General features: G+C 68.4%; 15 protein-coding genes. 4 read left to right on the top strand and 11 right to left on the bottom strand.

All coding sequences use genetic code 11. From position 1 onward, the window contains the following. Positions 1–189: 189 nt before the first annotated feature. The 7 genes from A9Z05_RS33215 to A9Z05_RS33185 all read right to left on the bottom strand — a co-directional run bounded on the left by A9Z05_RS33215 (position 190) and on the right by A9Z05_RS33185 (position 5,700). A complete protein-coding gene (locus A9Z05_RS33215; protein WP_084044555.1) occupies positions 190–606 on the bottom strand; it encodes a lysozyme inhibitor LprI family protein in 417 nt (138 codons plus the stop codon). Between the two features lie 3 nt (positions 607–609). Continuing rightward, complete coding sequence (locus A9Z05_RS33210; RefSeq protein ID WP_069621779.1) at positions 610–1,302, bottom strand: lytic transglycosylase domain-containing protein; 693 nt, start codon at positions 1,300–1,302, stop codon at positions 610–612. Between the two features lie 157 nt (positions 1,303–1,459). Further along, positions 1,460–1,855, bottom strand: coding sequence for an NAD(+)--rifampin ADP-ribosyltransferase (gene arr, locus A9Z05_RS33205; protein WP_069621778.1), 396 nt, complete (start codon positions 1,853–1,855; stop codon positions 1,460–1,462). A gap of 32 nt (positions 1,856–1,887) precedes the next feature. After that, complete coding sequence (locus A9Z05_RS33200) at positions 1,888–2,655, bottom strand: ABC transporter permease (RefSeq protein ID WP_069621777.1); 768 nt, start codon at positions 2,653–2,655, stop codon at positions 1,888–1,890. Then, positions 2,652–3,605: an ABC transporter ATP-binding protein gene (locus A9Z05_RS33195; RefSeq protein ID WP_069621776.1), complete on the bottom strand. Its 954-nt coding sequence runs from the start codon at positions 3,603–3,605 to the stop codon at positions 2,652–2,654. Before A9Z05_RS33195 ends, A9Z05_RS33200 begins: the two co-directional genes overlap by 4 nt. Further along, a complete protein-coding gene (locus A9Z05_RS33190) occupies positions 3,602–4,780 on the bottom strand; it encodes an ABC transporter permease (protein ID WP_069621775.1) in 1,179 nt (392 codons plus the stop codon). The genes A9Z05_RS33195 and A9Z05_RS33190 overlap by 4 nt, the downstream gene beginning before the upstream one ends. Continuing rightward, positions 4,777–5,700 (bottom strand): ABC transporter substrate-binding protein, encoded by a 924-nt coding sequence (locus A9Z05_RS33185; protein ID WP_069621774.1) that lies wholly within the window; start codon positions 5,698–5,700, stop codon positions 4,777–4,779. Before A9Z05_RS33185 ends, A9Z05_RS33190 begins: the two co-directional genes overlap by 4 nt. Before the next feature lie 166 nt (positions 5,701–5,866). On the opposite strand from A9Z05_RS33185, the gene A9Z05_RS33180 reads away from it, so the two are divergent. After that, positions 5,867–6,796, top strand: a complete 930-nt coding sequence (locus A9Z05_RS33180; RefSeq protein ID WP_069621773.1) for a 2-hydroxyacid dehydrogenase — start codon at positions 5,867–5,869, stop codon at positions 6,794–6,796. Between the two features lie 232 nt (positions 6,797–7,028). Here A9Z05_RS33180 and A9Z05_RS33175 read toward each other — a convergent pair whose 3' ends face one another. Beyond that, positions 7,029–8,999 carry a Xaa-Pro dipeptidyl-peptidase gene (locus A9Z05_RS33175; RefSeq protein ID WP_069621772.1) on the bottom strand — a complete coding sequence of 657 codons (1,971 nt, stop codon included), beginning with the start codon at positions 8,997–8,999 and terminating at the stop codon, positions 7,029–7,031. Between the two features lie 553 nt (positions 9,000–9,552). Here A9Z05_RS33175 and A9Z05_RS33170 point away from each other — a divergent pair. Continuing rightward, entirely contained in the window at positions 9,553–10,383 is an 831-nt protein-coding gene (locus A9Z05_RS33170; protein ID WP_069621771.1) for a hypothetical protein, read from the top strand. Between the two features lie 17 nt (positions 10,384–10,400). On the opposite strand, the gene A9Z05_RS33165 is transcribed toward A9Z05_RS33170, so the two are convergent. After that, positions 10,401–11,669, bottom strand: a complete 1,269-nt coding sequence (locus A9Z05_RS33165) for a lipoprotein-releasing ABC transporter permease subunit (protein ID WP_084044553.1) — start codon at positions 11,667–11,669, stop codon at positions 10,401–10,403. Positions 11,670–11,964: 295 nt separating this feature from the next. On the opposite strand from A9Z05_RS33165, the gene A9Z05_RS33160 reads away from it, so the two are divergent. Continuing rightward, positions 11,965–17,967, top strand: coding sequence for an MG2 domain-containing protein (locus A9Z05_RS33160; protein ID WP_069621769.1), 6,003 nt, complete (start codon positions 11,965–11,967; stop codon positions 17,965–17,967). Between the two features lie 54 nt (positions 17,968–18,021). Continuing rightward, on the top strand, positions 18,022–20,445 hold the full coding sequence (pbpC, locus tag A9Z05_RS33155) for a penicillin-binding protein 1C (protein WP_069621768.1): 2,424 nt from the start codon (positions 18,022–18,024) through the stop codon (positions 20,443–20,445). A 22-nt stretch (positions 20,446–20,467) separates the two neighbouring features. Here pbpC and A9Z05_RS33150 read toward each other — a convergent pair whose 3' ends face one another. Further along, a complete protein-coding gene (locus A9Z05_RS33150) occupies positions 20,468–21,874 on the bottom strand; it encodes a methyl-accepting chemotaxis protein (protein WP_069621767.1) in 1,407 nt (468 codons plus the stop codon). Between the two features lie 228 nt (positions 21,875–22,102). Beyond that, positions 22,103–23,173 carry a porin gene (locus A9Z05_RS33145; RefSeq protein WP_069621766.1) on the bottom strand — a complete coding sequence of 357 codons (1,071 nt, stop codon included), beginning with the start codon at positions 23,171–23,173 and terminating at the stop codon, positions 22,103–22,105. Positions 23,174–23,433 lie beyond the last annotated feature (260 nt).

Here is a 23,433-nt window from a genome sequence, read left to right as displayed (position 1 = left end):
GTTGTGATTGGAGGGGGCCGGATCAGGGCACGAGGGAGGTGATCCGGCGATTCCATGGGGCGGCGGCGCGAATGCGCCGCCGCACTCGTTTACAGTTCCTGAAATATGAGAATAATGGGTCAACGCTGGCCTTTGGCGTGTTTTATTCCTGAAACATCGGAATAATTGGCGATATGGCATGGCCGGCGGTCAGTTCGGCTGCGTCAGTTGCGCTTCCCACTTCTTCAGGATGCGCACGCGTGCCTGACTGAAATCCACCCAACAGTTGAGCCAGGCGTCACTCGGAATCGTCTGCTGCGGATTGGCGGTCTTCACGTAGTCACAAGTATCGCCGGCAAAGCCGGCCCAACTCGTCTGCGATTTCGCGAGTCGGGCGGCAGCGTCGGGATTGCGTTGGCGCAGCTTGCGCGCCAGCGACCGGTACGCGCTGTCGACTTGCTGCTGCTGCTGATCGAGCACGCAGCGTCGCACGGCTTCCATCGTCGGCCCTGCCTGTTCGCAGTCGACGACAGCGAAAGCCGATACGGGGCCGGCCGACAGCGCGACCATGGCGAACAGCCGGGCCGCGCAGCGTCGGGCCGGAGCCGTGCGAACGCGGGTACCCATTGCTTACTTCGCGTTGCGGTTCGCGGCCGGCGCCGCTGACGGATCGCTGACCGGCACCATGTGCGCCTTCGCGTTGTTCGCATCGTTCGCGGTATTCGCGCTTTTCGCATCGTCATCGGGTTCGAGCACGAACCGGAACGAATCGACCCGCTGCATCACTTTTGCCGCATATGCGCTGGATCCACCGCTATAGCTTTTCAGTCCGGCCTGCACGTTGCCGCCGGCCGCCTTCACATAGCCGGACAGGATCCGCGAGCCGACCTCGACGTTCGCATTCGGCTCGGTCAGGTCCTTCACGTCGCGCAGCATGCCGCGGTGCGCGGACGGCACGACCTGCATCAACCCGGTCGCGCCATGCTGGCCGCGCGCCTTTTCCTGGAAGCGCGATTCGATCGAAATAATCGCGTAAACGAGTGCCGGCGGCAGCGAATATTTCGTGGCAGTGACGCTCACGATATCGGCGAGCTTCGCGGCCTTTTCTCTTGCGACGCCGAATTTCTTCGTCAGGTAGGACGTGATCCGGCGGTTTGCTTCGTTAGGCTGATCGTTGGCGTTCGCGAGCGGCGCGGACGCGACAGTCGGCGCCGATGCCAGTACGTCGGGCGCGGAGGCGGGCAATGCGGGCGTCTGCTGCGCCGCGGCCTGTTGCGCAATGCCGAGCGAAAGCACGATCAGCCAGAAGAACCGTCGTCGCATGGTCGAGTGCGGGGAAATGGGAGGCGCATAGTATATCGGCCAATCGCGGAAGACGGTCGAGCGCCAGCTCGAATGAAAGCGATGTGTAGGCTTGTGACGTCCGCAACGATCGACGCGCCGATCGTTGCGCGCACACGCATCGGAGTCCGGACGAACGCTAGTTGATGATCTCGCCGATGCCGGTTTCGATGCGGATTCTGAGCTGCTGGATGAACGCCGGATCGTACGGTTCCCAGCTATCGAGTTCGCCGACGATCTTCAAAGGCGATGTGCTTCGATACGATCGCGTCGGATTGCCCGGGAATTTCTTGTCCGTGACGTTCGGGTCGTTTTCGAACTCGCCGGTGGGCTCGACGATGTAGACGCGCGGCCGGCCATCGCCCTTGGCCATCTCCGCAGCCAGGCCGGCGCCTTTGGGCAGGGCCGTGAAGTAAATGTGATTCATCACGACGTCATCCCGATAATTCGATCTGAAGCCTGCCGTCAGCAAGTCGCCGATCCGCAAATCCGCTTTCGTGCCATGAAAAAACGGGCCGGTGTCCAGGGCAGCCATGGTGTCTCCTTCGAAAAATGTCGCAACGGCTTCTACGCGCGCCGCGCGCTCGCCACTCGCGCGATCGCGCCGATCGCATCGCTGACGAGCACCGCGAGCAAGCCGACGATCACGCCGCCTTGCAGCACGAACGCGGTGTTCGATGTCTGCAGGCCCGCGATGATCACGTCGCCGAGCCCGCGCGCGGCGACCGTCGAGCCGATCGTCGCGGTGCCGAGATTGATCACGACCGCGAGCCGGATGCCGTTGACGATCACCGGAAACGCGAGCGGCAGCTCGACGGATACCAGCTGCTGCCAGCCGCCCATCCCCATCCCGCGCGCGGCGTCGACGACGTCGCGCGGCACGTCCTCGATCCCTGCGATCGTGCTTTCGAAAACCGGCAGGAGTCCGTACAGCACGAGCGCGATCAGCACGGGCTTCAAGCCGAAGCCAACGGCCGGCACGGCCAGCGCGAGCACGGCGACCGGCGGGAAGGTCTGGCCGATGTCGACGACGCTGCGCGCGACCGGCAGGAAATCCGCGCCGAACGGCCGCGTGACCGCGATGCCGGCCGCGACCGCGACGACCGTGCCGATCAGGCTCGACAGCGCGACCGTGCCGAGATGCGCAAGCGTGAGATCGAGCAGGCTCGCGCGATCGTAGATCACCGGCGCGCCGTTGTCCGCGAACGGCGCGAACACGCCCTGCAGCCAGACGGGGCGCAACAGCAGCACGAGCAGCAGCGCGAGCGCCGCCGCGCGGGCGACGTACGCGAGAAGCGAAGACCGCTTGGGTCGCACGTTGCCGCGCGTCGTCATGCGGGCTGCCTCGCGTGCGAGCGGATCGCGTCGAGCGTGATGCGGCGGGGGCCGTGTGCGTGCTGGTTGCCGTTGGCCGTATCGTCGACGGGCAGCGCATCGACACCGCGCCACAACAATTCGGACACCGCATCGCGCAGCGTGCGCGTCGCCGCGATCGGTTCGCCGTCGGCATGGCCGGGTTCGGCCACGGCGTCGATCGGCGTGAGCGCGAGCAGGCGCAGCGGCCGGTCGACGCCCGCGACGAGCTGTTCGACGACACCCGCCGCCGGCTTGCCGAGAATCTCGGCCGGCGACGCGACCTGCAGCAGCCGGCCGCCGTCCATCACCGCGATCGTGTCGCCGAGCTTCAGCGCTTCCTCGATATCGTGCGTGACGATCACGACCGTGATGCCGAGGCGGCGCTGCAGCGCGAACAGGTCGTCCTGCGCCTTGTTGCGGATGATCGGATCGAGCGCGCCGAACGGTTCGTCCATCAGCAGCATCGCGGGCTCGGCCGCAAGGGCGCGCGCCACGCCGACGCGCTGCTGCTGGCCGCCCGACAGTTCGTGCGGGAGCTTGCCTGCGAATTCGGCCGGCGCGAGATGGAACAGGTCGAGCAGTTCGTTCACGCGCGCGTCGATGCGCTCGGCCGGCCAGCCGAGCAGGCGCGGCACCGTCGCGATGTTGCGCGCGACGCTCCAGTGCGGAAACAGCCCGTGCCCCTGGATCGCATATCCGATGCCGCGGCGAAGTTGCTCGGGTGCGACGCTCGCCGTATCGACGCCGTCGATGCGAATCGTGCCGCTGGTCGGCGCGATCAGCCGGTTGATCATGCGCAAGAGCGTCGACTTGCCGCTGCCCGAGGCGCCGACGAGCGCGGTGATCGTGCCGCGCTGCATCGTCAGCGATACGTCGTCGACGGCGACCACGTCGCCGAAGCGTTTGCCGACTCGTTCGATCTCGATCATCCTGCACGCCCTTTCGCGAGCGACGTCGCGGCTTCGAACACGACCGCGGCCGCCAGTGCGAGCGCGATCGTCGGGATCGCGCCGAGCAGCACGAGATCGGCGGCCGATTGCCCGATCCCCTGGAAGATGAAGGTGCCGAACCCGCCGCCGCCGATCAGCGCGGCCACCGCGGTCAGCCCGATGTTCTGCACGAGCACGATGCGCACGCCGCTCAGGATCACCGGCAGCGCGAGCACGAGATCGACCCGCAGCAGCCGCTGCGCGCGCGTCATGCCCATCGCGCGCGCGGCTTCGGTCACGTGCGGCGGCACCTGTTCGAGCCCGACCACGACGCTCGATGCGATCGGCAGCAGCGAGTAGAGGAACAGCGCGAGCACGGCCGGCGCGACGCCGATGCCGCGGATGCCGAGCGCGGCCGCGAGCGGCACGTGCGCGGCGAGCAGGCCGAGCGGCGCCATCATCAGCCCGTACATCGCGATGCTGGGGATCGTCTGCACGATATTGAGGACGGGCATCGCGACGGTGCGCACCGTCGCGATGCGCGCGCAGGCGATGCCGAGCGGCACGCCCGCGACGAGCGCGGCGGCGACCGAGCCGCCCGCGAGCGACACGTGACGGATCGCCTCGCGCCAGAAATCGTCGCTGCGCACCGCGTATTCGCGCATCACCGAGAGGCCGTCCCACCAGCCGCTCGCGAGCGGCACGGAAACCGCTGCTATCGCGACGGCGAGCGCGGCGAGGCGCCGCCACGGGCCGAACGCGAGGCGCGCGAGCGCGTCGGCGATCAGCACGGCCCACGCGAACAGCAGCAGCCAGACGCCGGCGTCGGGCGACACGCGGGCCAGCATGTCGTCGGGTGCGACGACGTGCGTCGCGGCCGCGCCGACCGCATACGCGAGTGTCGCGAGCCCCGCGCAGCCGGCCGCGAGCCGCCACGCGGGACGGCTCGCCGTCATCGCCCACAGCGCGCCGACGGTCCATAGCGCGGCGAGCACGGCGCCCTGTATCGGCGGCAGCGCGGCGAACACCGACAGTCCGGTGCCGGCCGCGATCCGGTTCGGCCGCAGCACCGCGAACGACAGCCCGAACACCGCGACGAGCGTCAGCATGCCGATCAGGATGCCGACCTTGTCGAGCGTGACGCGCCGCGCGGACGCCGCCGCGCGCGCCGTCATTTCACGAAACCCTTCGCTTTCAGGTAGCTTTTCGCGACGCCGGCCGCCGGCTCGCCGTTGAGCTGGATGCGGGCGTTCAGCGATTGCAGCGTCTTCAGGTCGAGGCTCGCGAACACGGGCTTCAGCAAGTCGGCGATCTGCGGATGCGCTTTCAGCGCGGCTTCGCGGATCACCGGCGCCGGCGCGTAGACGGGCTGCACGTGCTTGTCGTCGTCGAGCACCGCGAGGCCGCTCGATGCGATGCCGCCGTCGGTGCCGTAGACCATCGCGGCGTTCACGCCGTCGGTCTGGTTCGCGGCGGCCTTGATCGTCGCGGCCGTGTCGCCGCCGGAGAGCACCACGAGCTGCTCGGGCTTCAGCTTGAAGCCGTACGCTTTTTCGAACGACGGCAGCGCGGACGCGCTGTTCACGAATTCGGCCGACGCCGCGAGCTTCACCTTGCCGCCGCCGGCGACCCACTTGCCGAAGTCGGAGAAGGTCTTCAGGTGCTGCGACTGTGCGACGGGCGCGAGCAGCGCGACGCCCCAGGTGTTGTTCGCGGGCGCCGGTGCGAGCCACACGAGATGGTTCGCCGCGTAGTCGAGCTTCTTCGCGGTGTCGTAGCCCTGGCTCGCGTTCTTCCACACAGGATCGTCGGCCTTGTTGAAGAAGAACGCGGCGTTGCCCGTGTATTCGGGGTAGAGGTCGATCTCGCCGCTCGTGAGCGCCTTGCGCACGATCGGCGTCGTGCCGAGCGCGATCTTCTCGGTGACGGGAATGCCGTGGGCTTTCAGCACCTGCGAAATGAGGTTGCCGAGCAGGTTGCCTTCGGTGTCGATCTTCGACGACACCACGACGGGCGTGTCGGCGTGCGCGCCGGGCGCGACGATCGCGGCGGCGAACGCGAGGCCCAGGATCCGGGCGGGCAGGGCGAGCTTCATCGGGGCCAATCTCCAGGACGGGGGCGTACGCCGAAAGTTACTTGACTGAGCGGGCTTTGGCAAACCGCGTGCGGCGGCGTGTCCACAGCCGGTGTGGGGATAACCCGCAACCGTCGTACGCGCTTGTTACACTGGAATTCACTCCCGCCTGCGGACATTTGCTGACATGAAGCCCGAGCTGCTGGTCCTCATCGCACTGCGCGGCGACGCGCATCGCGAGATCGCCGCGTCGTTCGACGTGCGTTATGCCCCGACTCCCGACGCACGCGAACGCGCGATCGCCGAACACGGCAGCACGATTCGGGCGGTGCTGACCAACGGCAGCACGGGGCTGACCGCCGCCGAGATCGACCGGCTGCCGCAGCTGACGTTCGTCAGCGCGCTCGGCGCCGGCTACGAGCACATCGACGTCGCGCACGCGAAGGCGCGCGGCATTGCCGTGGCCACGGGCGCCGGCACCAACGACGATTGCGTCGCCGATCACGCGTTCGCGCTGCTGCTCGCGACGGTGCGCAACGTCGTGCAGCTCGATGCGAAGACCCGCGCGGGCGTGTGGCGCGACGGGCTGTCGATGCCGCCGAACGTGTCGGGCAAGAAGCTCGGCATCGTCGGGCTCGGCAAGATCGGCGAGAAGTGCGCGCGTCGCGCGGCCGGCTTCGACATCGAGACCGGTTATCACAACCGGTCGGAGAAGCCCGTGCCGTACCGCTATTTCGATCGGATCGACGCGCTCGCGCAGTGGGCCGATTTCCTGATCGTCGCGACGCCAGGCGGCGCGGGCACGCGGCATCTGATCGATCGCACCGTGCTCGACGCACTCGGCCCCGGCGGGTTTCTCGTCAACGTGTCGCGTGGCAGTGTTGTCGATACCGCTGCTTTGGCAGACGCGCTGCGCGAACGGCGCATCGCGGGCGCGGGGCTCGACGTGTACGAAGGCGAACCGGAACCGCCGCGCGCGCTGACCGATCTCGACAGCGTCGTGCTGACGCCGCACATGGGCGGCTGGTCGCCCGAGGCGCTCGATCGTTCGGTGCGGCAGTTTCTCGACAACGCGGCGCGGCACTTTGCGGGGCAGCCGGTGTTGACGCCGGTGTGAGCGCCGGGCGGCGGCATCGAATCAGTCCGCCTGTTTGCAGGACTCCCGGTCGAAATCCGGCCGGTTCGCCGGCTTGTCGGCATCGAGATCGATCCGAACCGGTCGTGTTCGCCGCTCGGAACGATTTCGCGGCGATCGACCTGGCACTTCCTTCATCTAGCGATCCCCCGCCCGCATCCACGGGCATGCAGGCGGGGGACGCGGCGCCGTTACGCCGGCAGCCGGCGCACGGTTACGCGCCTGTCGACGGCGACGCCAGCGGCACCGTCACCGACGTGCCGGCCGGATCGAGCGTCAGCCCGGTGCCCGGCGTTGGCCGCAGCGTCGCCTCATAGTCGCTGGAGAGGACGACGAGCCCCAGCCGATGGCCGGCTTCCAGCTTGTAGTCGCGCGGCATGAACGTCAGCTTCAGGTCGTACGGCATGCCGGGCAGCACCGGTTGCGACACCCACTCGGACAGCCGGTTGCGCGGGTCGGTCCATGCGCGCGTGACGATCGTCGCCGTGCCGTCCGGCGCGCGGTCGACCAGCAAGGCCGTCACGTTCGCGACGCCGGTGAAGGTCAGCCGGACGCGCGCGGTCGCGGTGCCGGACAGGCGTGCCGCGGCCGTCAGCGGAGCGGTCTCGAAGCGGCTGCGGTTTTCGCCGGTCGGCGTGTTCGCCAGCGTGAGCGCGGGAATGCGCGCATCGTCGGTGAAGCGCGCGAGCGGGCCGCCGCTCGGCAGCCGCAGCAGCGTGCCGGTGCTCGCGCCGTCGCCGCCCGCGAAGTACGTGACCGGCGTCGCGTGGCGCGCGGCCCAGTCGGCTTCCTTCAGCAGCGTGCCGTCCGCCTGCGCGATCACCGCGCGCGGATCCTGCTCGACGCCGTTGTCATAGCCGATCAGGTAGCGCGTGAACCACCGGTTCACCTCCGCCGTCCATGCGTCGGCCATCGCCGGCACGCGGGTCGGATCGGTATGCTTCAGGCGATGCAGCCACAGCTGGGTCGGCACGCCCTGGCGTCGCATCGCCAGATACCACGACGTCGACTGGTCGACGCGCACGTTATCGTCGGTGAGCCCTTGCGCGACGAGCGCCGGCGCGACCGCGAACGCGGTCGGAATGTCGCGCGCGGCCCAGAACGGCGAATAGTCGCCGGTCTTGCGGTCTTCCTGCTGCAGCGCTTCGTCGATCAGGTGCGTGCAACGCTCCGGATGCGCGTTCGTCAGCAGCGCCTTGATGTACACGTCGACATCCTCGCCCTGATAGCCTTCCGGCGCGCGCACGAGGCCGCCCGAGCGGTAGTAGCCGTACATGTTCGACAGCCCCGCGATCGGCACGATCGCGTCGAGCCCGCGCGTGCGCAGGCTCGCGACCATCTTCGGCAGCGTGCCGTCGTACGACACGCCGTACATGCCGACGTGGCCGGTCGACCAGTTCGCGACGACCGTCTTGCCGTTCGCGTCCTTCGCGGTCGCGTCGCGGCCGAGCCAGCGGATCACCGACGCCATCGCGACCGATTCGTCGCGCGTCAGGATCGTCGGGCAGCCGTCCGAGCCGGCGGTGCCGAGCGAATCCGCATAGACGATCGTGAAGCCGCGCGGCACGAAGTAGCTCTCGATCCACGAGCGGCCGGCGGCGGCCGCCTCGACCTGCTGCAGCATCCGAGTTTGCGGTGCGGCGGCGAGGATGCGCGTGGATGCCGATGCCGGGGCGCCGGCGGTCGCGGCCGGATGGGGCGTGCCGTCGAGTTCGACGTCGACGTCGTGGTTGGGGCTGTCGGCGAGCCCCGCGTAATACGGGCTCGCGAGCACGATGACGGGCGTGCGCGCGCCGTTCGCGGTCTCGGACGGCCGCACGATGCGCACGTGGATGCGGTCGCGCGTGCCGTCGCCGTCGGAATCGACCGGCGTATCGACCCACGCGTTTTCTTCGATCGTGCCGCCGGACAGCGACGGCTGCACCTGACCGTTGCTGATCACCGGCTTGTAGCGCCCGCCGCTCGCCGGATTCGCATAAGGCACGCCGGACGGCGAAAAGCGCGACGCGAGCGATTGCGTACTGGACTGATCGGCCGCGGCGGCGGCCCCCTCCTGTTGGCCCTGTGCGAGCGCTGACGCGCCCGCCACGCTGCCGCCGTCGTCGCCGCCGCACGCGGCGAGCGTCGCGGCCGCCACGAGCGCGGGCAGCCATGCGCGCCGCACTCCGGTTCGATGAATGTTCATTGAATCGACCTCGTCTCTTGTGATTGTCTGGAACCGGCCGGCTCGCGATACGCCCCCTGCGGCCTGGCCGGGTGCTGCGTCGGATGAAGCGGAACTGCACCATCAAAAACGGCGGACGACACGTACGAACGCCTCGCCCTGTGCCGATGCGCGTCAGGCGGCGCGCATCCGGCCGGCGTCGGGGCGAGCGCGTCGCCCCGAACGGAAATCGTCAGTGCGGCGGTTCGCCGTGAATGCAGGAGTGCGAATCAAATGCGGGCATGCCCGGACTTCCTTCAGGTTTCGGATGAAACGGAACGGCACGATGCGATGAGGCGGGAATGTTTGCGAACGACGGTGCTGCAACGGCAGGAAAGCGCGACGCGAGTCGGCACGCTGGCCGGATTGCTTTCCGGAAGCTTGCGCAAAAGTTATCGCAGTGAAATGTCCGTGTCAAACTTTTTTAGCTTGAATCAAACAAAGTTTCGATATGGGTGCGCATGTGCGCTTAACTTCCCGGCAATCCGTCCGTAAACAGGGAAAAACAGGCTCAAAACGAGAGAGAACGAGGGCAATGACGATACCGGTTACGGCGGCGGGCGGCCTTACGCTCGCGCAAATGGCGCAGGCGGCGCTCGACGGGCGCCAGACGACGGACACGACGGACACGACGGACACGACGGCGTCCGGCGCCCCGCAAGACAAGCCGATCGGCATCCGCGCAATCGATCCGGACGCGCTGCAGGCGGCGATGACGAAACAGTTGTCGATGGTGGGTGACTTGACGATGAAGCTGCGCGGCGTGACCGATGCGCTCGCGACGAGCCTGCAGGACATCGTGACCAACCGCCCGGATCTGGCCGATGCGCAGTTCGACTTCACGACCGACGACGGCCGGATCCAGGTCGTGTCGAAGACGCTGACGGACAGCGATCGCGCATGGATCGAGTCGACGCTGAATTCGAACGCCGGCCTCGTGCTTGCGACGCGCGCCTTTCACGAGCAGGCCGTCGATCTCGCCGCGCAAGGCGCGGCCGTGCGCGGCGACACGTTCACGGATACCGATCGCGCGGCGGCGAGCCAGGGCGCCGATGCGCGTTTTCACTTCATGAGCCTGCTCAACCGGTCGGTCGCGGACAACCCGCCGTCCGTGCCGCCGGGCGGCCACTTCACCACGCAGGACGGCACGACGCTGACGATCGAGCCGTCGGCCGGCACGGCGCGCGGCACGCTCGCGCTGCTGAACGCCGCGCGCCAGCTGTCGTCGGGCACGGCGATTTTCGTCGATTCATCCGGCAACAAGTCCTACGGCATGCGCATGAAACTCGTCAACGTCGGCTTCGACGTGCTCGCCGGCTACGCGCCGGACGGCGGCAACAGCGTCGGCTTCCACGAGATCGCGTAACGCCGCGCCGCTCGCGCCTACTCGTCGCGCAGCGCCTCGGCCGGCCGCACCCGCGCGGCGCGCCAGCTCGGGTACAGCGTCGCGACGCACGACATCAGGAACGCGGCCGATGCGATCTCGATCACGTCGGGCGCCGACAGCTTCGACGGCAGCGCGCTGAGGAAGTACACGGACGGCGTCAGGAAGCGGATCCCGAGCCACTGCTCGACCGCCGGCAGCACCACCGGGATGCTCACCGCGATCGCGCAGCCGAGCGCGACGCCTGCCAGCGTGCCGGCGAGGCCGATCGTCATCCCCTGGATCGCGAAGATCTTCATGACCGAGCGGGGCGGCGCGCCGAGCGTGCGCAGGATCGCGATGTCGCCCTGCTTCTGCGTGACCGTCATCACGAGCGACGACACGAGGTTGAACGCGGCGACCGCGACGATCAGCATCAGGATCAGCGACAGCATCCGCTTCTGCAGCCGCTCGGCTTCGAACCACGTGCGGTTCTGCCCCGTCCAGTCGCGGATATACAGGTTGCCCGACAGCGTGCGCGACAGCGCCAGCGCGATCTCCGGCGCGCGCTGCAGATCGTCGACGCGCAGCCGCAGGCCGGTCGGCGCGCTCACGTTGAACAGTTGCTGCGCGTCGCGGATGTGGATGTACGCGAGCGCGCTGTCGTACTGGTAGTGGCCCGACTCGAACGTGCCGACCACGTTGAACTGGCGGAACCGCGGCAGCGCGTCGCCCAGGCGCGCGGTGTTGCCGGGCGCGAAGAACGTGATGCGGTCGCCGATCTTCACGTGCAGCGTGTCGGCGAGCGCGGCGCCGAGCACGATGCCCATCTCGCCCGGCACGAGCGCGTCGAGGCGCCCGGTCTTCAGCTTGCGCGCGATCTCGGACACGCGCGGCTCGAGCACGGGGTCGATGCCGCGCAGCGCGACGCCCGTCACGTTGCCCGCGTTCGTCAGCAGCGCCTGCGCGTCGACATAGGGCGCGACGGCACGCACGGCAGCATTCTGTAACGATTCGTGCGCGGTCAGCCGCCAGTCGGACATCGCGCCGGACGGCGCGAAGATTTCCACGTGCGCGAGCACCGACAGCATTCGGTCGCGCACCTCGGTGCGAAAGCCGTTCATCACCGACAGCACGACGATCAGCGCGGCCACGCCGAGCGCGATGCCGGCCATCGCGGCGCCGGCGATGAACGATACGAAGCCGTCGCCGGCCGAGCGCCGGCCGCCGCGCGCGTAGCGCAGCCCGATCTGCCATTCGAACGGGAGTTTCAAGCGGTTTCCTTTCATTTCGATTCGATCCTGCCGAGCCGCGCATTCTAGCGAACGCCGCGCCGCCGTGTGCAGCGCTCGGGAGGCGGACCCGGCACCCGCGGAAATCCGCCCGACCGGCCGGTCATCGGTCGGCGTTGCGCGGCGGCACGCCGATATTTCCATCGTTTCGGGTCTGATCGATAATGGCGCCCAGCATCCGGTCGAACATACCAAATCATCACGGCGCAACCGGGCCGCGCCGTCACAGACCCATAACGATTCGGGGAAGGTTGCCGCTTGGGCAGCATGTCCTTGACAAGGAAATAACAAAATGGATTTGCTGCGTTTCTTGCTGCTCCTGCCGATCCGGGCAGCGGGCTTCGTGTGGTGGCTGCTCGGCTGCGCGCTGCGGCCGCTGGTCGGCGACGTGTCGTGGACGGCGCCCGCATGGATGGGCGTCACCGCCGCGGCCGTGCGCCGCCGCCCGTGGCATGCCGGCGGCATCGTGCTGCTCGCGGCCGCGCTCGGTTACGGCGGCTACTGGTTCAAGCATCGCCCGAAGCCGCCCGAGCCCGAAACCGTCAGCTTCACCGTGAAGACGCCGGCGATCACGACCTACGAGGTCGACGACACCGACAAGCCGAAGATCACCGTGCATCCGCTGGAAGTGGCGTTCTCGCAATCGGCCGCGCCGATCGAACAGGTCGGCAAGCCGGCCGGCGACGGCATCGAGATGACGCCCGCGCTGAAGGGCGCGTGGGAGTGGGCCGACGACAAGACGCTGCGCTTCACGCCGGCGGCCGACTGGCCGGTCGGCGCGCACGTCGAGGTGCGCTTCGCCGTGCATCGCGTGTTCGCGCCGCAGGTGACGATGCGCGACGACCGTTTCGCGTTCGACGTGCCGGCGTTCGCCGCGACGGTCGGCGACAACCAGTTCTACCAGAACCCCGACAATCCGGCGGAGAAGCAGGCGCTGCTGCAGTTGCGGTTCAACTACCCGGTCGATCCGGCCGAGTTCGAGAAGCGCATCGGCCTGGTGCTGGTCGGCCGCGACGGCAAGACCGTGTCGCCGCTGCGCTATACGGTCAACTACGACAAGATGAAGACGAGCGCGTGGGTCTACTCGCAGCCGCTCGAGATTCCGCGCGATCCGCTGGCGGTGCGGCTCGACGTCGACAAGGGCGTGAAGAGCGCGCGCGGCGGCAACGGCACGGCGGACGTACTGCACGCGTCGGTCGACGTGCCGGGGCTGTACAGCCTGTCGATCGGCAATATCGCGCCGACCCTGGTCGACAACGAGCGCTACGAGCCGGAGCAGGTGCTCGTCGCCGAAGCGTCCGACGGTGTGCGCAGCGCCGAGCTGGCCGCGCGCGCGAAGGCGTGGGTGCTGCCGAAGCGCAAGCCGGGCGTCGATCAGTCGGACGACGATCCGCCGTACGAATGGAACCTGGCCGACATCAGCGACGCGGTGTTGAAGCAGTCGAAGCCGCTGCCGCTCGAAGCGGTGCCCACCGAGAACGACTACGCGACGCTGCAAAGCTTCAAGTATCACGCGACGCCGGGCGATCGCATCGTCGTGCGAATCGAGGGCAACCTGAAATCGGCGGGCGGTTACCTGCTCGCCGAGGCGGCGACGACCGCGTTCACGGTGCCCGACTATCCGAAGCTGCTGCGCTTCATGGCCGACGGCTCGCTGCTGTCGATGAGCGGCAGCAAGCGGCTGTCGGTCGTGTCGCGCAACCTGCCGGGCATGAAGGTCGAGATCGGCCGCGTGCTGCCCGACCAGATCCAGCATCTCGTGAGCTTCAACAACGGCACGTACGCGCGGCCCGAGCTGTCGTATTCGTTCAGCGAGGATCACATCGTCGAGCGCTTCGTGCAGACCCGCGCGTTCCCCGCCGGCGACCCCGGCCGCGCCCATTACGAAGGCGTCGACCTCGGCCAGTATCTGAAGGACGGCAAGCGCGGCGTGTTCCTGCTGCACCTGTCGAAGTACGATCCGGCGGCCGAGAAGAAGAAGGCCGACGACGCGACGGACGGCGACGCGGCGTCCGATGAGGGCGGCCACGATCAGTCCGACAACGCCGATTCGGGCGACAGCAGCGGCAACGGCGACGACGGCGACAACGCACTCGGCGATACGCGCCTGATCGTCGTGACCGATCTCGGGATGCTGGTCAAGAAGGCGCTGGACGGCAGCCAGGACGTGTTCGTCCAGTCGATCCGGTCCGGCAAGCCGGTTGCGGGCGCAACCGTGTCGGTACTGGCGGTGAACGGGCAGGCGCTGTTCACGCAGACGACCGGCGCCGACGGCGTCGTGCATTTCCCCGCGTTCAAGGGGCTCGACCGCGAGAAGCGTCCGCAGCTGTACGTCGTGAAGAAGGACACCGACCTGTCGTTCCTGCCGGTGGCCGGCCGCGACCGTCAGCTCGACTTCTCGCGCTTCGACGTCGACGGCGAACGCAACGCGACGGGCCAGGGGCAACTGTCCGCGTACCTGTTCTCGGATCGCGGGCTGTACCGGCCCGGCGATCCATTCCACATCGGCCTGATCGTGCGCGCGGCCAACTGGGCGCGCAGCCCGGCCGGCGTGCCGCTGCAGGCGGAGATCGTCGATCCGCGCGGGATGACCGTCGAGCGCAAGCCGGTGACCGTCGACGCGACGGGCTTCACCGAGCTCGGCTACACGACCGCCGAAACGGCGCCAACCGGTACGTGGACGGTCAACCTGTATATCGTCAAGGACGGTCAGCCGGGCGCCGAGCCGATCGGCAGCACGACGGTGCAGGTGAAGGAATTCCTGCCCGACCGGATGAAGGTCGACGCGAAGCTGTCGCAGCAGGTCGTCGAAGGGTGGGTGAAGCCGAAGGGCCTGAAGGGCATCGTCGATGCGCAGAACCTGTTCGGCACGCCGGCCGAGAAACGCCGCGTCGCGGCGACGCTGACGCTGCGCCCCGTGTGGCCGTCGTTCCGCAGCTGGCAGGGGTATCACTTCTTCGACGCACGCCGCGCGAAGGAGGGCTACACGACCGCGCTGCAGGACGGCACGACCGACGACAAGGGTCATGCCGAATTCGATCTCGATCTCGACAAGTACGCGGACGCGACCTACCAGCTCTACTTCCAGGCGAAGGCATATGAAGCGGAAGGCGGCCGCAACGTCGCCGCGAACGCGCAGACGCTCGTATCGAACAACGACTGGCTCGTCGGCTACAAGTCGGTCGACGATCTCGGCTACGTGAAGCGCGGCAGCCCGCGCACGGTGCGGCTCGTCGCGATCGATCCGGGCGCGAGGGCGATCGACGTGAAGGACCTGCGCGCGCAGCTCGTCGAGCAGCGTTACGTGTCGGTGCTGACGAAGCAGGATTCCGGCGCCTACAAATACGATTCGCGGCTGAAGGAAGTGCCGGTCGACGAGAAGCCGCTGTCGATTCCGGCAGCCGGGCTCGACTACGCGCTGCGCACCGACAAGCCGGGCAGCTATGCGCTCGTGATCCGCCGCGCCGATGGCGCCGCGGTGAACCGGATCGAGTATTCGGTCACGGGCGCCGCGAACGTCACGCGTTCGCTCGACCGCAACGCGGAGCTCCAGGTGAGCCTCGCGAAGCACGACTTCAAGCCGGGCGAGCAGGTGGAAATCGCGATCCGCGCGCCTTACGCGGGCAGCGGCCTGATCACGATCGAGCGCGACAAGGTGTATGCACATGCGTGGTTCCATGCGGACACGACCAGCTCGATCCAGCACATCACGGTGCCGGCCGGCTTCGAAGGCAACGGCTACATCAACGTCCAATACATCCGCGATCCGTCGTCGGACGAGATCTTCATGAGCCCGCTGAGCTACGGCGTCGTGCCGTTCTCGGTGAACCTCGATGCGCGCCGCAACGCGGTCAGCGTCGATGCGCCGGCGCTCGTGAAGCCGGGCGATACCGTCAACTTCACCGTGCATTCGGCGAAGCCCGCGAAGGTCGTGGTGTTCGCGGTCGACGAGGGCATCCTGCAGGTCGCGCGCTACAAGCTCGGCGATCCGCTGAAGTTCTTCTTCCGCAAGCGGATGCTCGAAGTCGGCACGTCGCAGATCCTCGACCTGATCCTGCCGGACTTCGAGAAGCTGATGGCGATGGCCGCGCCCGGCGGCGACGCCGACGACGCGGTCGGCCGCCAGTTGAACCCGTTCAAGCGCAAGCGCGACAAGCCGGTCGTCTACTGGTCGGGGATCGTCGACGTGAACCGCGACACACGCCTGAGCTACACGGTGCCCGACTACTTCAACGGGAAGCTGCGCGTGATGGCCGTGTCGGTGTCGCCGGACCTCGTCGGCACGTTCGAAAGCGCGACGACGGTGCGCGGCGATTTCGTGCTGTCGCCGAACGTGCCGACGACGCTCGCGCCGGGCGACGAGGCCGACGTCAGCGTCGGCGTCGCGAACAACCTGACGGGCGTCGGCAACCAGCCGGTGCCGGTGGCGGTCACGCTGAAGACGGGCCCGCAGTTGCAGGTGATCGGGCCGGCGACGCAGAACGTCGCGCTCGCCCCGCAGCACGAAGGCGTCGCGCTGTTCCGCGTGAAGGCGACCGATACGCTCGGCTCGGGCGCGCTGTCGTTCGGCGCGCGCTACGGCGCGAAGGGCGCGCAGCAGCGTGTCGACGTGTCGGTGCGGCCGGCCGCCGCGTTCCGCACGCAGCTCGACATCGCGCGGCTCGACCCGGGCAAGAAGACGGACGTGCCGAACCTGCGGTCGATGTACGACGCGTATGCGTCGCGCGACGCGAGTATTTCCACGGCGCCGCTGGTGCTGACCGAAGGGTTGTCGTCGTTTCTCGTCAACTTCGATCACTACTGCAGCGAGCAGATGGTGAGCGCGGCCGTGCCGCGCGTGTTCGCGGCGAAATGGCTGTCGGCGCGCGCGCTGACGAGCGCGATGCATGCGCCCGAGGCCGGCGTCGATGCGGCGAACGCGAGCGCGATTGCGCAGTTCCTCGGCGTGCTGCGCACCCGGCAGAACGCGCAGGGCGGTTTCGGCCTGTGGAGCGCGACACCCGATGCCGATCCGTTCGTGTCCGCGTATGCGATGCACGTGCTGCTCGACGCGCGCGAGCGCGGCGTCGCGGTGCCGAAGGATATGCTCGACGCGGGCAATCAGTACTTGCAGCGGCTCGCCGCGAACGATTCGCTCGGCTCGCTCGATCTGCTGCGGCAGCGCGCGTACGCGGTGTACCTGCTGACGCGCCAGGGCAACGTGACGACCAACAGCCTCGCGGCCGTGCAGAAGCGGCTGCAGGCGGCCTATCCGAACGACTGGAACAGCGATCTCGCGGCCGCGTGGCTCGCTGCGTCGTATCAGTTGCTGAAGCAGGACAAGGAGGCCGCCGCACTGATCGCCGGGCCGCAGGCGTTGCTCGAACGCAAGCGCGCGTCCGACGGCGGTGATGCGACCGGCTATTACATCGATCCGCTGACGCGCGACGCGAGCGTGCTGTACCTGCTCGCGAAGCACTTCCCGGAGCGCGTGCGCAAGCTGTCGCCGCGCGCGATGGACAACCTCGCCGCGCCACTCGTCGACAATCGCTACAACACGCTGTCGTCGGCGATGACGATTCTCGCGCTCGACGCGTATGCGGCGTCGAACGCGGGCCAGCTCGACCGGCTCGCGATCAACGAGATGCGCGCGGGCGCCGCGCCGAAGGACGTGTCGTCGATCCAGGCGAACCTCGTGCGCTCGGGCACGTGGGCGGCCGGCGCGTCGCGCGTCGAGTTCGTGAACGGCAGCGCGCTGCCGGCATGGTGGGTCGCGAGCCAGTCGGGCTACGACCGCGGCACGTCGACGAAGGCGATCAGGAACGGGCTGGAGATCGTGCGCGACTACACGGATACCGACGGCAAGCCGCTCGCCAGGATCGCGCTCGGCCAGGAGATCGACGTACACCTGAAAATTCGCGCGACCGGTTCGGCGAACGTCGGCAACGTCGCGATCGTCGACCTGCTGCCGGGCGGCTTCGATCCCGTGATCGCGCCGCCGCCGGTGATCGACACGCAGGACGGCGACGGCAACGGAGACGGCAGTGCATCGGCGCCGGCGGCCGACGCACCGTGGCATTCTCCGATCGGCGTGAAAGGCTCGACGTGGCAGCCGCAGTTCGCCGATATCCGCGAGGATCGCGTGGTGATCTACGGCACCGCGACGACCGACGTGCGCGAGTTCGTCTACCGGATCAAGGCGAGCAACGCGGGCCGCTTCATCGCGCCGCCCGCTTACGGCGAATCGATGTACGACCGCCGCGTGCAGGCGCAGGCGCCGGGCGGCACGGCGCTGACGGTGGAGCGCGTGCGATGACGGGGCCGTCGTACCGGTGCCGCGGGCCACGGCCGTCGTCAGGCGCGAGCGGGCATGGCTGACGCATCCGTGCTCCGGCGCGCGCTGCACGGCGCCGGCCGCTGGCTGCATCGCTGGCAGAACTGGCTCGTCGGCGCGCTGCTCGTGTTCGGCGTGCTGGCCGCGTGCCGGCTGTGGCCGCATCCGCCGCTGCGCGACTGGAAACCGTCGTCGGTCGCGGTGACGGACGCTCACGGCCGGCTGCTGCGCCTGACGCTCGCGAAGGACGATCGCTACCGGCTGTGGGTGCCGCTCGACCGGATGTCGCCGCAGCTCGTCGAAGCCGTGAAACTGCACGAGGACCGCTGGTTCCGGTGGCATCCGGGTTTCAATCCGTACGGGCTCTTGCGCGGCGCGTGGATCACCTATGTGCGCGGCGGCAATCCGCAAGGCGGCTCGACGCTGACGATGCAGCTTGCGCGTTCGCTGTGGAAGCTGAACACGCGCACGCCGGCCGGCAAGCTCGAGCAGGTCGCCCGCGCGGTGCAGCTCGAACTGTGCTATTCGAAGCGGCAGATTCTCGAAGCGTATCTGAACGACGCGCCGTACGGCCGCAACGTCGAAGGCGCGGGCACCGCGAGCGTCGTCTATTTCGACCGGATGCCCGATGCGCTGACGCTGCCCGAGGCGCTCGCGCTCGCGGTGATTCCGCAAGACCCGGCGCGGCGCGTGCGTGGCGGGCAGGACGAGATCAACCGCGCGCTGGCCGCGTCGCGCAATCGGCTATATGCGCGCTGGCTGACGAAGTACCCGGGCGATGCGTCGCTCAAGCCGTTGTTCGCGTTGCCGCTCGCGATGCGGCCGCTGTCCGCGCTGCCGTTCGACGCGCCGCATGCGGTCGATCAGGCGCTGGCCGCGCGCAGCGCGTGGCGCACGATGTCGCGCGGCGCGGCGGACGATGGCAACCGCGACAGCGATGGTGGCGCGCGTCTTGCGACGACCGTCGATCTCGACCTGCAACGCACGCTTGAACGGCAGATTTCACGCTACGTCGCGCGCAACGATACGCGCGGCGTGCGCAACGCGGCGGCCATTCTCGTCGATACGCGCGACATGGGCGTGAAGGCGCTGGTCGGTTCCGCGAACTTCTTCGACCGGACGATCGACGGGCAGGTGAACGGCACGCTCGCGCGGCGCTCGCCGGGCTCGACGCTCAAGCCGTTCATCTATGCACTGGGCTTCGACCAGGGCGTGCTGCATCCGCAGACCGTGCTGCGCGACGTGCCGACTTCGTTCGGCCCGTATGCGCCGGAGAACTTCGACGGCCATTTCCTCGGGCCGATCACGGCGACCGACGCGCTGAACCGCAGCCGCAACGTGCCGGCCGTGTGGGTCGCGTCGCAGCTCAAGTCGCCCGACCTGTACCGGTTCCTGCAGGACGCCGGCGTGCGCCGGCTCGCAAGCGCGCAGCACTACGGGCTCGCGCTCGTGCTCGGCGGCGGCGAGGTGACGATGCAGGATCTCGCGGCGCTGTATGCGATGCTCGCGAACCGCGGCGAGTTCCGGCCGCTGCGGCTGCGCGCGGACGAGCCGGCGCTGCCCGGCCGGCGCCTGCTGAGCGCCGAAGCGAGCTACATGACGATGGACATGCTGCGCCAGCACCTGCGCCCCGACGAGACGAGCGGCGCGCAGCCGTCGAGCGTGCCCGTGTACTGGAAGACCGGCACGTCATGGTCGTTTCGCGATGCGTGGACGGCCGGCGTGTTCGGCCCGTACGTGCTGGTCGTGTGGGTCGGCAATTTCGACAATTCGACCAATACCGCGTTCGTCGGTGTCGATGCGGCGGCGCCGCTGTTCTTTCAGGTCGTCGATGCGCTGAATGCCGAGCGCACGCTCGTCGAGCCGCCGCGCGCGGTGCCGGCGAAACTGAAGCGCGTGCGCGTCTGCCTCGCGAGCGGCGACCTGCCGAACGAGTGGTGTCCGCAGCAAGGCTGGACGTGGTTCATCCCCGGCACGTCGCCGATTCGCGTGAGCACCGTGCACCGACCCATCGTGATCGACGATGCGACGGGGAAGGCCGCCTGCCCGCCGTACGACGGCAAGCGCACGCATACGGAGGTCTTCGAATTCTGGCCGTCGGACTTGCAGCAGGTGTTCGCGCAGGCCGGCATTCCGCGCCGGCGGCCGCCGCAGAATGCGGATTGTCGCGATGCCGGGCAGCTCGAAGGCGACCCGCCGCGCATCACGTCGCCGCTGCGCGGCAGTACGTATGCGATGCGCGTGAAAAGTACCGACGAAACGCGCATCGCGTTCAACGCGACCGCCGATGCGAGCGCGCATGCGCTGTACTGGTTCGTCAACGACGCGTATGTCGGCCGCAGCGCACCGGGCGACGCGCTGTTCTGGCAGCCGCGCACGGCCGGCAGCTATACGGTGCGGGTGGTCGACGATCACGGGCGCAGCGACCAGCGGCCGCTGGGCGTGGGGCTCGAGCAGTAAGGCGCGGCCCGCCCGCGCCGGTTCAAACGGTGTAGCCGATCCGCAGGACACCCCATGGCCGTCCGCCGACGACGATCGGCGCGGACACGTCCTTCATCAGCACGAACTGGCCGTTGCCCATGTCGCGCCGATAGGTCTGCAACAGGAACGGCTTGTCATGCGCCACGGACATGCGCGCCGTGCGGTCCGTGTAGATTCGGCGATTCCGGCAATTCGCCGCGTTCCACGCGGCGTCCGCGCGCTGAGGCAGCGAGAACTTGCGATTGTGGGTCGGCAGGTAGCACTGCCGGTCGAAGCTCGCGCAATAGACGACGCGTGCGTCGACGTCGAGCACCGGCTCCTGGATCGCCGGCAGCACGCGGTCGGTGAACGCCGTGAAGCGCGTCATGAACTGTGGCGGGTCGGTGCCCGGAATCGGTTCGTAGTGCGCGTCGAAGAGCGCGTCGAGTGCGATGTCGCCGCGGGCGACCGCTTCCTCGAAGAGTTTGCTGATCGTGGCGGCCGTGCTCCGCGCGGTGTCGATCAGGCGCGTGTCCGGCGATTCGATGCCGGTCGCGGCGGTGAGCTCGATCAGCGTCTCGGAGACGGAGAGCAGATTGCCGAGGCGGTCTTTGGCCTGCGAGAAGTTGTCGGCCGAGTTCTCGACGCCGGACGCCATCTCGCCCACCTGTTCGTCGAGACGGTGGCACTGCGCCTCGATCTCGTCCGTCAACGATGCGATCTGTTCGGCTTCACCCGCGAGCTCGGTGATCGCGTGCCCGGTCGCGTGCACGACCTCGCCGATCGTGCGCGTGCCCTCGCGCACGCGATGCGCGCGGGCGGCGTTGTCGGTGCCTTCCGCGAGCAGGTGTTCGGTCTGCTCGGCGAGCCGCGCGAGCGTCGTCTCGATCTGGGCCGTCGCCTGCCCGGTCTTCGCCGACAGGTTCTTGACCTCGGCCGCGACGACCGCGAAGCTGCGGCCCGACTCGCCGGCGCGCGCGGCCTCGATCGCGGCGTTCAGCGCGAGCAGGTGGGTCTGGCGCGCGATGACGGAGATTTCCTCGGACACGGCTCGTACGTGATCGAGCGCGTCGCGCAGCGCGCCCATCTGGTCGCTGATCGTGGTGACGCCCTCGACGAGCCCGTGAATGTCGGCGAGCGACGCCTCGATCGTCTGCTGCGACTGCCGGACCGCATTCGACGCATTGGCGCTGACGTCCCGCACCTGCTGCGCGGCCTCGGCGATCCGGTGGTTGCCGCGCAGCGTGAGGGCGGCCGATTCGCGCAGCGTGTGGCAGACCTCCGCCTGCCGGGCGACGCGGGCCGCGACTTCCTCGACGTGGCCCGACACGTCGCAGATCTCGATGCCGAGCCTGCCGGCCTGCTCGGCGATGTCGCCGACGAGCGCGCGCGACGAACGGCGGCCGCGGCCGATTCCGAAGAGGTTCACGTTGGTGGGTCTCCTTGAGGGCACGCGCGCCGGGTTCCCGGTGGATGTCGCGCATGCGTTCCTGACTTGACGGCCGCACGGCCGCGGACTTGAGGTCGGGTAAACATCGAGATCGGCGCGCCGGATGGCGGGGCCGGCACCGGGTGGGGCGCGTTTGCACGACGTTCGCGTGAGGAATCCGTGGTCGGACGGGCGGCGCGAGGCGGCCGCCCGTGCTCGGGCGCCGTGTCAGAACACGTGATGGATGCCGGCGTTGACGCCGACCGTCGTGCCCGGCAATCCGTACAATGCGCCGCCCGTGATGCCGAGGCCCGTATTCATCGCGCCGTGGTTGTTGACCACGCCGACCTGCGCATACAGGCCCGTTCGTTTCGACAGGCTGTAGTCGGCGCCGATCGCGGCGAGCAGCGAATGATTGTGCGAATCGTTGCGGTCGGTCGTGTACCACGCGCCGGTGTTCAGGTCGAGGGCCGGCGTGACGCGATAGTCGAGGCCGGCGCTATACACGTTGTTGCTGAACGAGCCGGCGACCTTGTAGCTCGTGAACGACGCCTTGCCGGTCACCGGCCCGAACGTATAGGCGGCGCCGATCGTGCGGCCGACGAACGCGACCGTGCTCGGCACCGGCGTCGGCGACGTGCCGCCGTTGCCGTCGTAGAGCGCCGCGTTGAGCATGAAGCCGCCGTTCGTATAGGTGACGCTGCCGGAATACTGGCGTCCCGCCTGGAAGTCGCCGGCCTTTCCGCCGAAGCCGAACATCGCGCTGGCCGTCAGCCCGGCGATCGTCGGGCTCGTGTACGAAATCGCGTTCGGGTTGAAGAGGCCCGTGACGAGCACGTTGTCGACATATGGCACCAGCGCGGCGCCGAAGTGCGAAACGTTGCGCGGATCCGATCCGAGTATCGCGAGCACGAACGGCGAGAACTGCAGACCGACCTTCGTTTCGCCGAATGCGCCGTCGATCCCGACCCACGCCTGGCGGCCGAAGAAGTTGCCGTTCGAATGGCCGAACGCGCCGTCCGTGATGTTGAAGCCGCTTTCCAGCTTGAATCGTGCGTGCAGCCCGCCGCCGAGATCCTCGGTGCCCGTGATGCCGAAGTTGGTCGGCGTCATGCCCGTATCGGTCAACGCGAACTGGCGCCCGGCGTTGCCGCCGGTTGCCGAATCGAGCGACCGGCTCGTATAGAGCAATGCGGCGTCGAGGTCGCCGTACAGCGTGACGCTGCTCTGCGCGAAGCTGCTCGTGCTCGCTGCCGTGCCGAGCAACGCCGCGCAAATCGTTTGTGTCATTTTTTTCATCGTCTGTCTCCGTTTTGTGAATGTTGTAATACGTACGACTAATTAAAAATGCAATGGCGGAAGCGATGCGAGCCGCCTGCATGCCGTGCCGTCGGGGAACGCACGGCGATGCTTGTCGCCGGCGCGAACGCGGCCGCGAGCCCGGCGTGGTAAACGGGCAAGCGGTCGTGCTTCGGCGCCGCGGTGAAGCGATAGGCCCGCCGTGGCGGGCGGTGTCACATCGAGCGGTTCAGCTGCTCCAGGATGGCCGGATTCTCGAG

The sequence above is a fragment of the Burkholderia sp. A2 genome, assembly GCF_001729305.1.
Lineage (GTDB): Bacteria > Pseudomonadota > Gammaproteobacteria > Burkholderiales > Burkholderiaceae > Burkholderia > Burkholderia sola.
The sequence above is the reverse complement of the archived record's forward strand: the minus strand, read 5'-3'. Positions and strand labels throughout refer to the sequence as shown.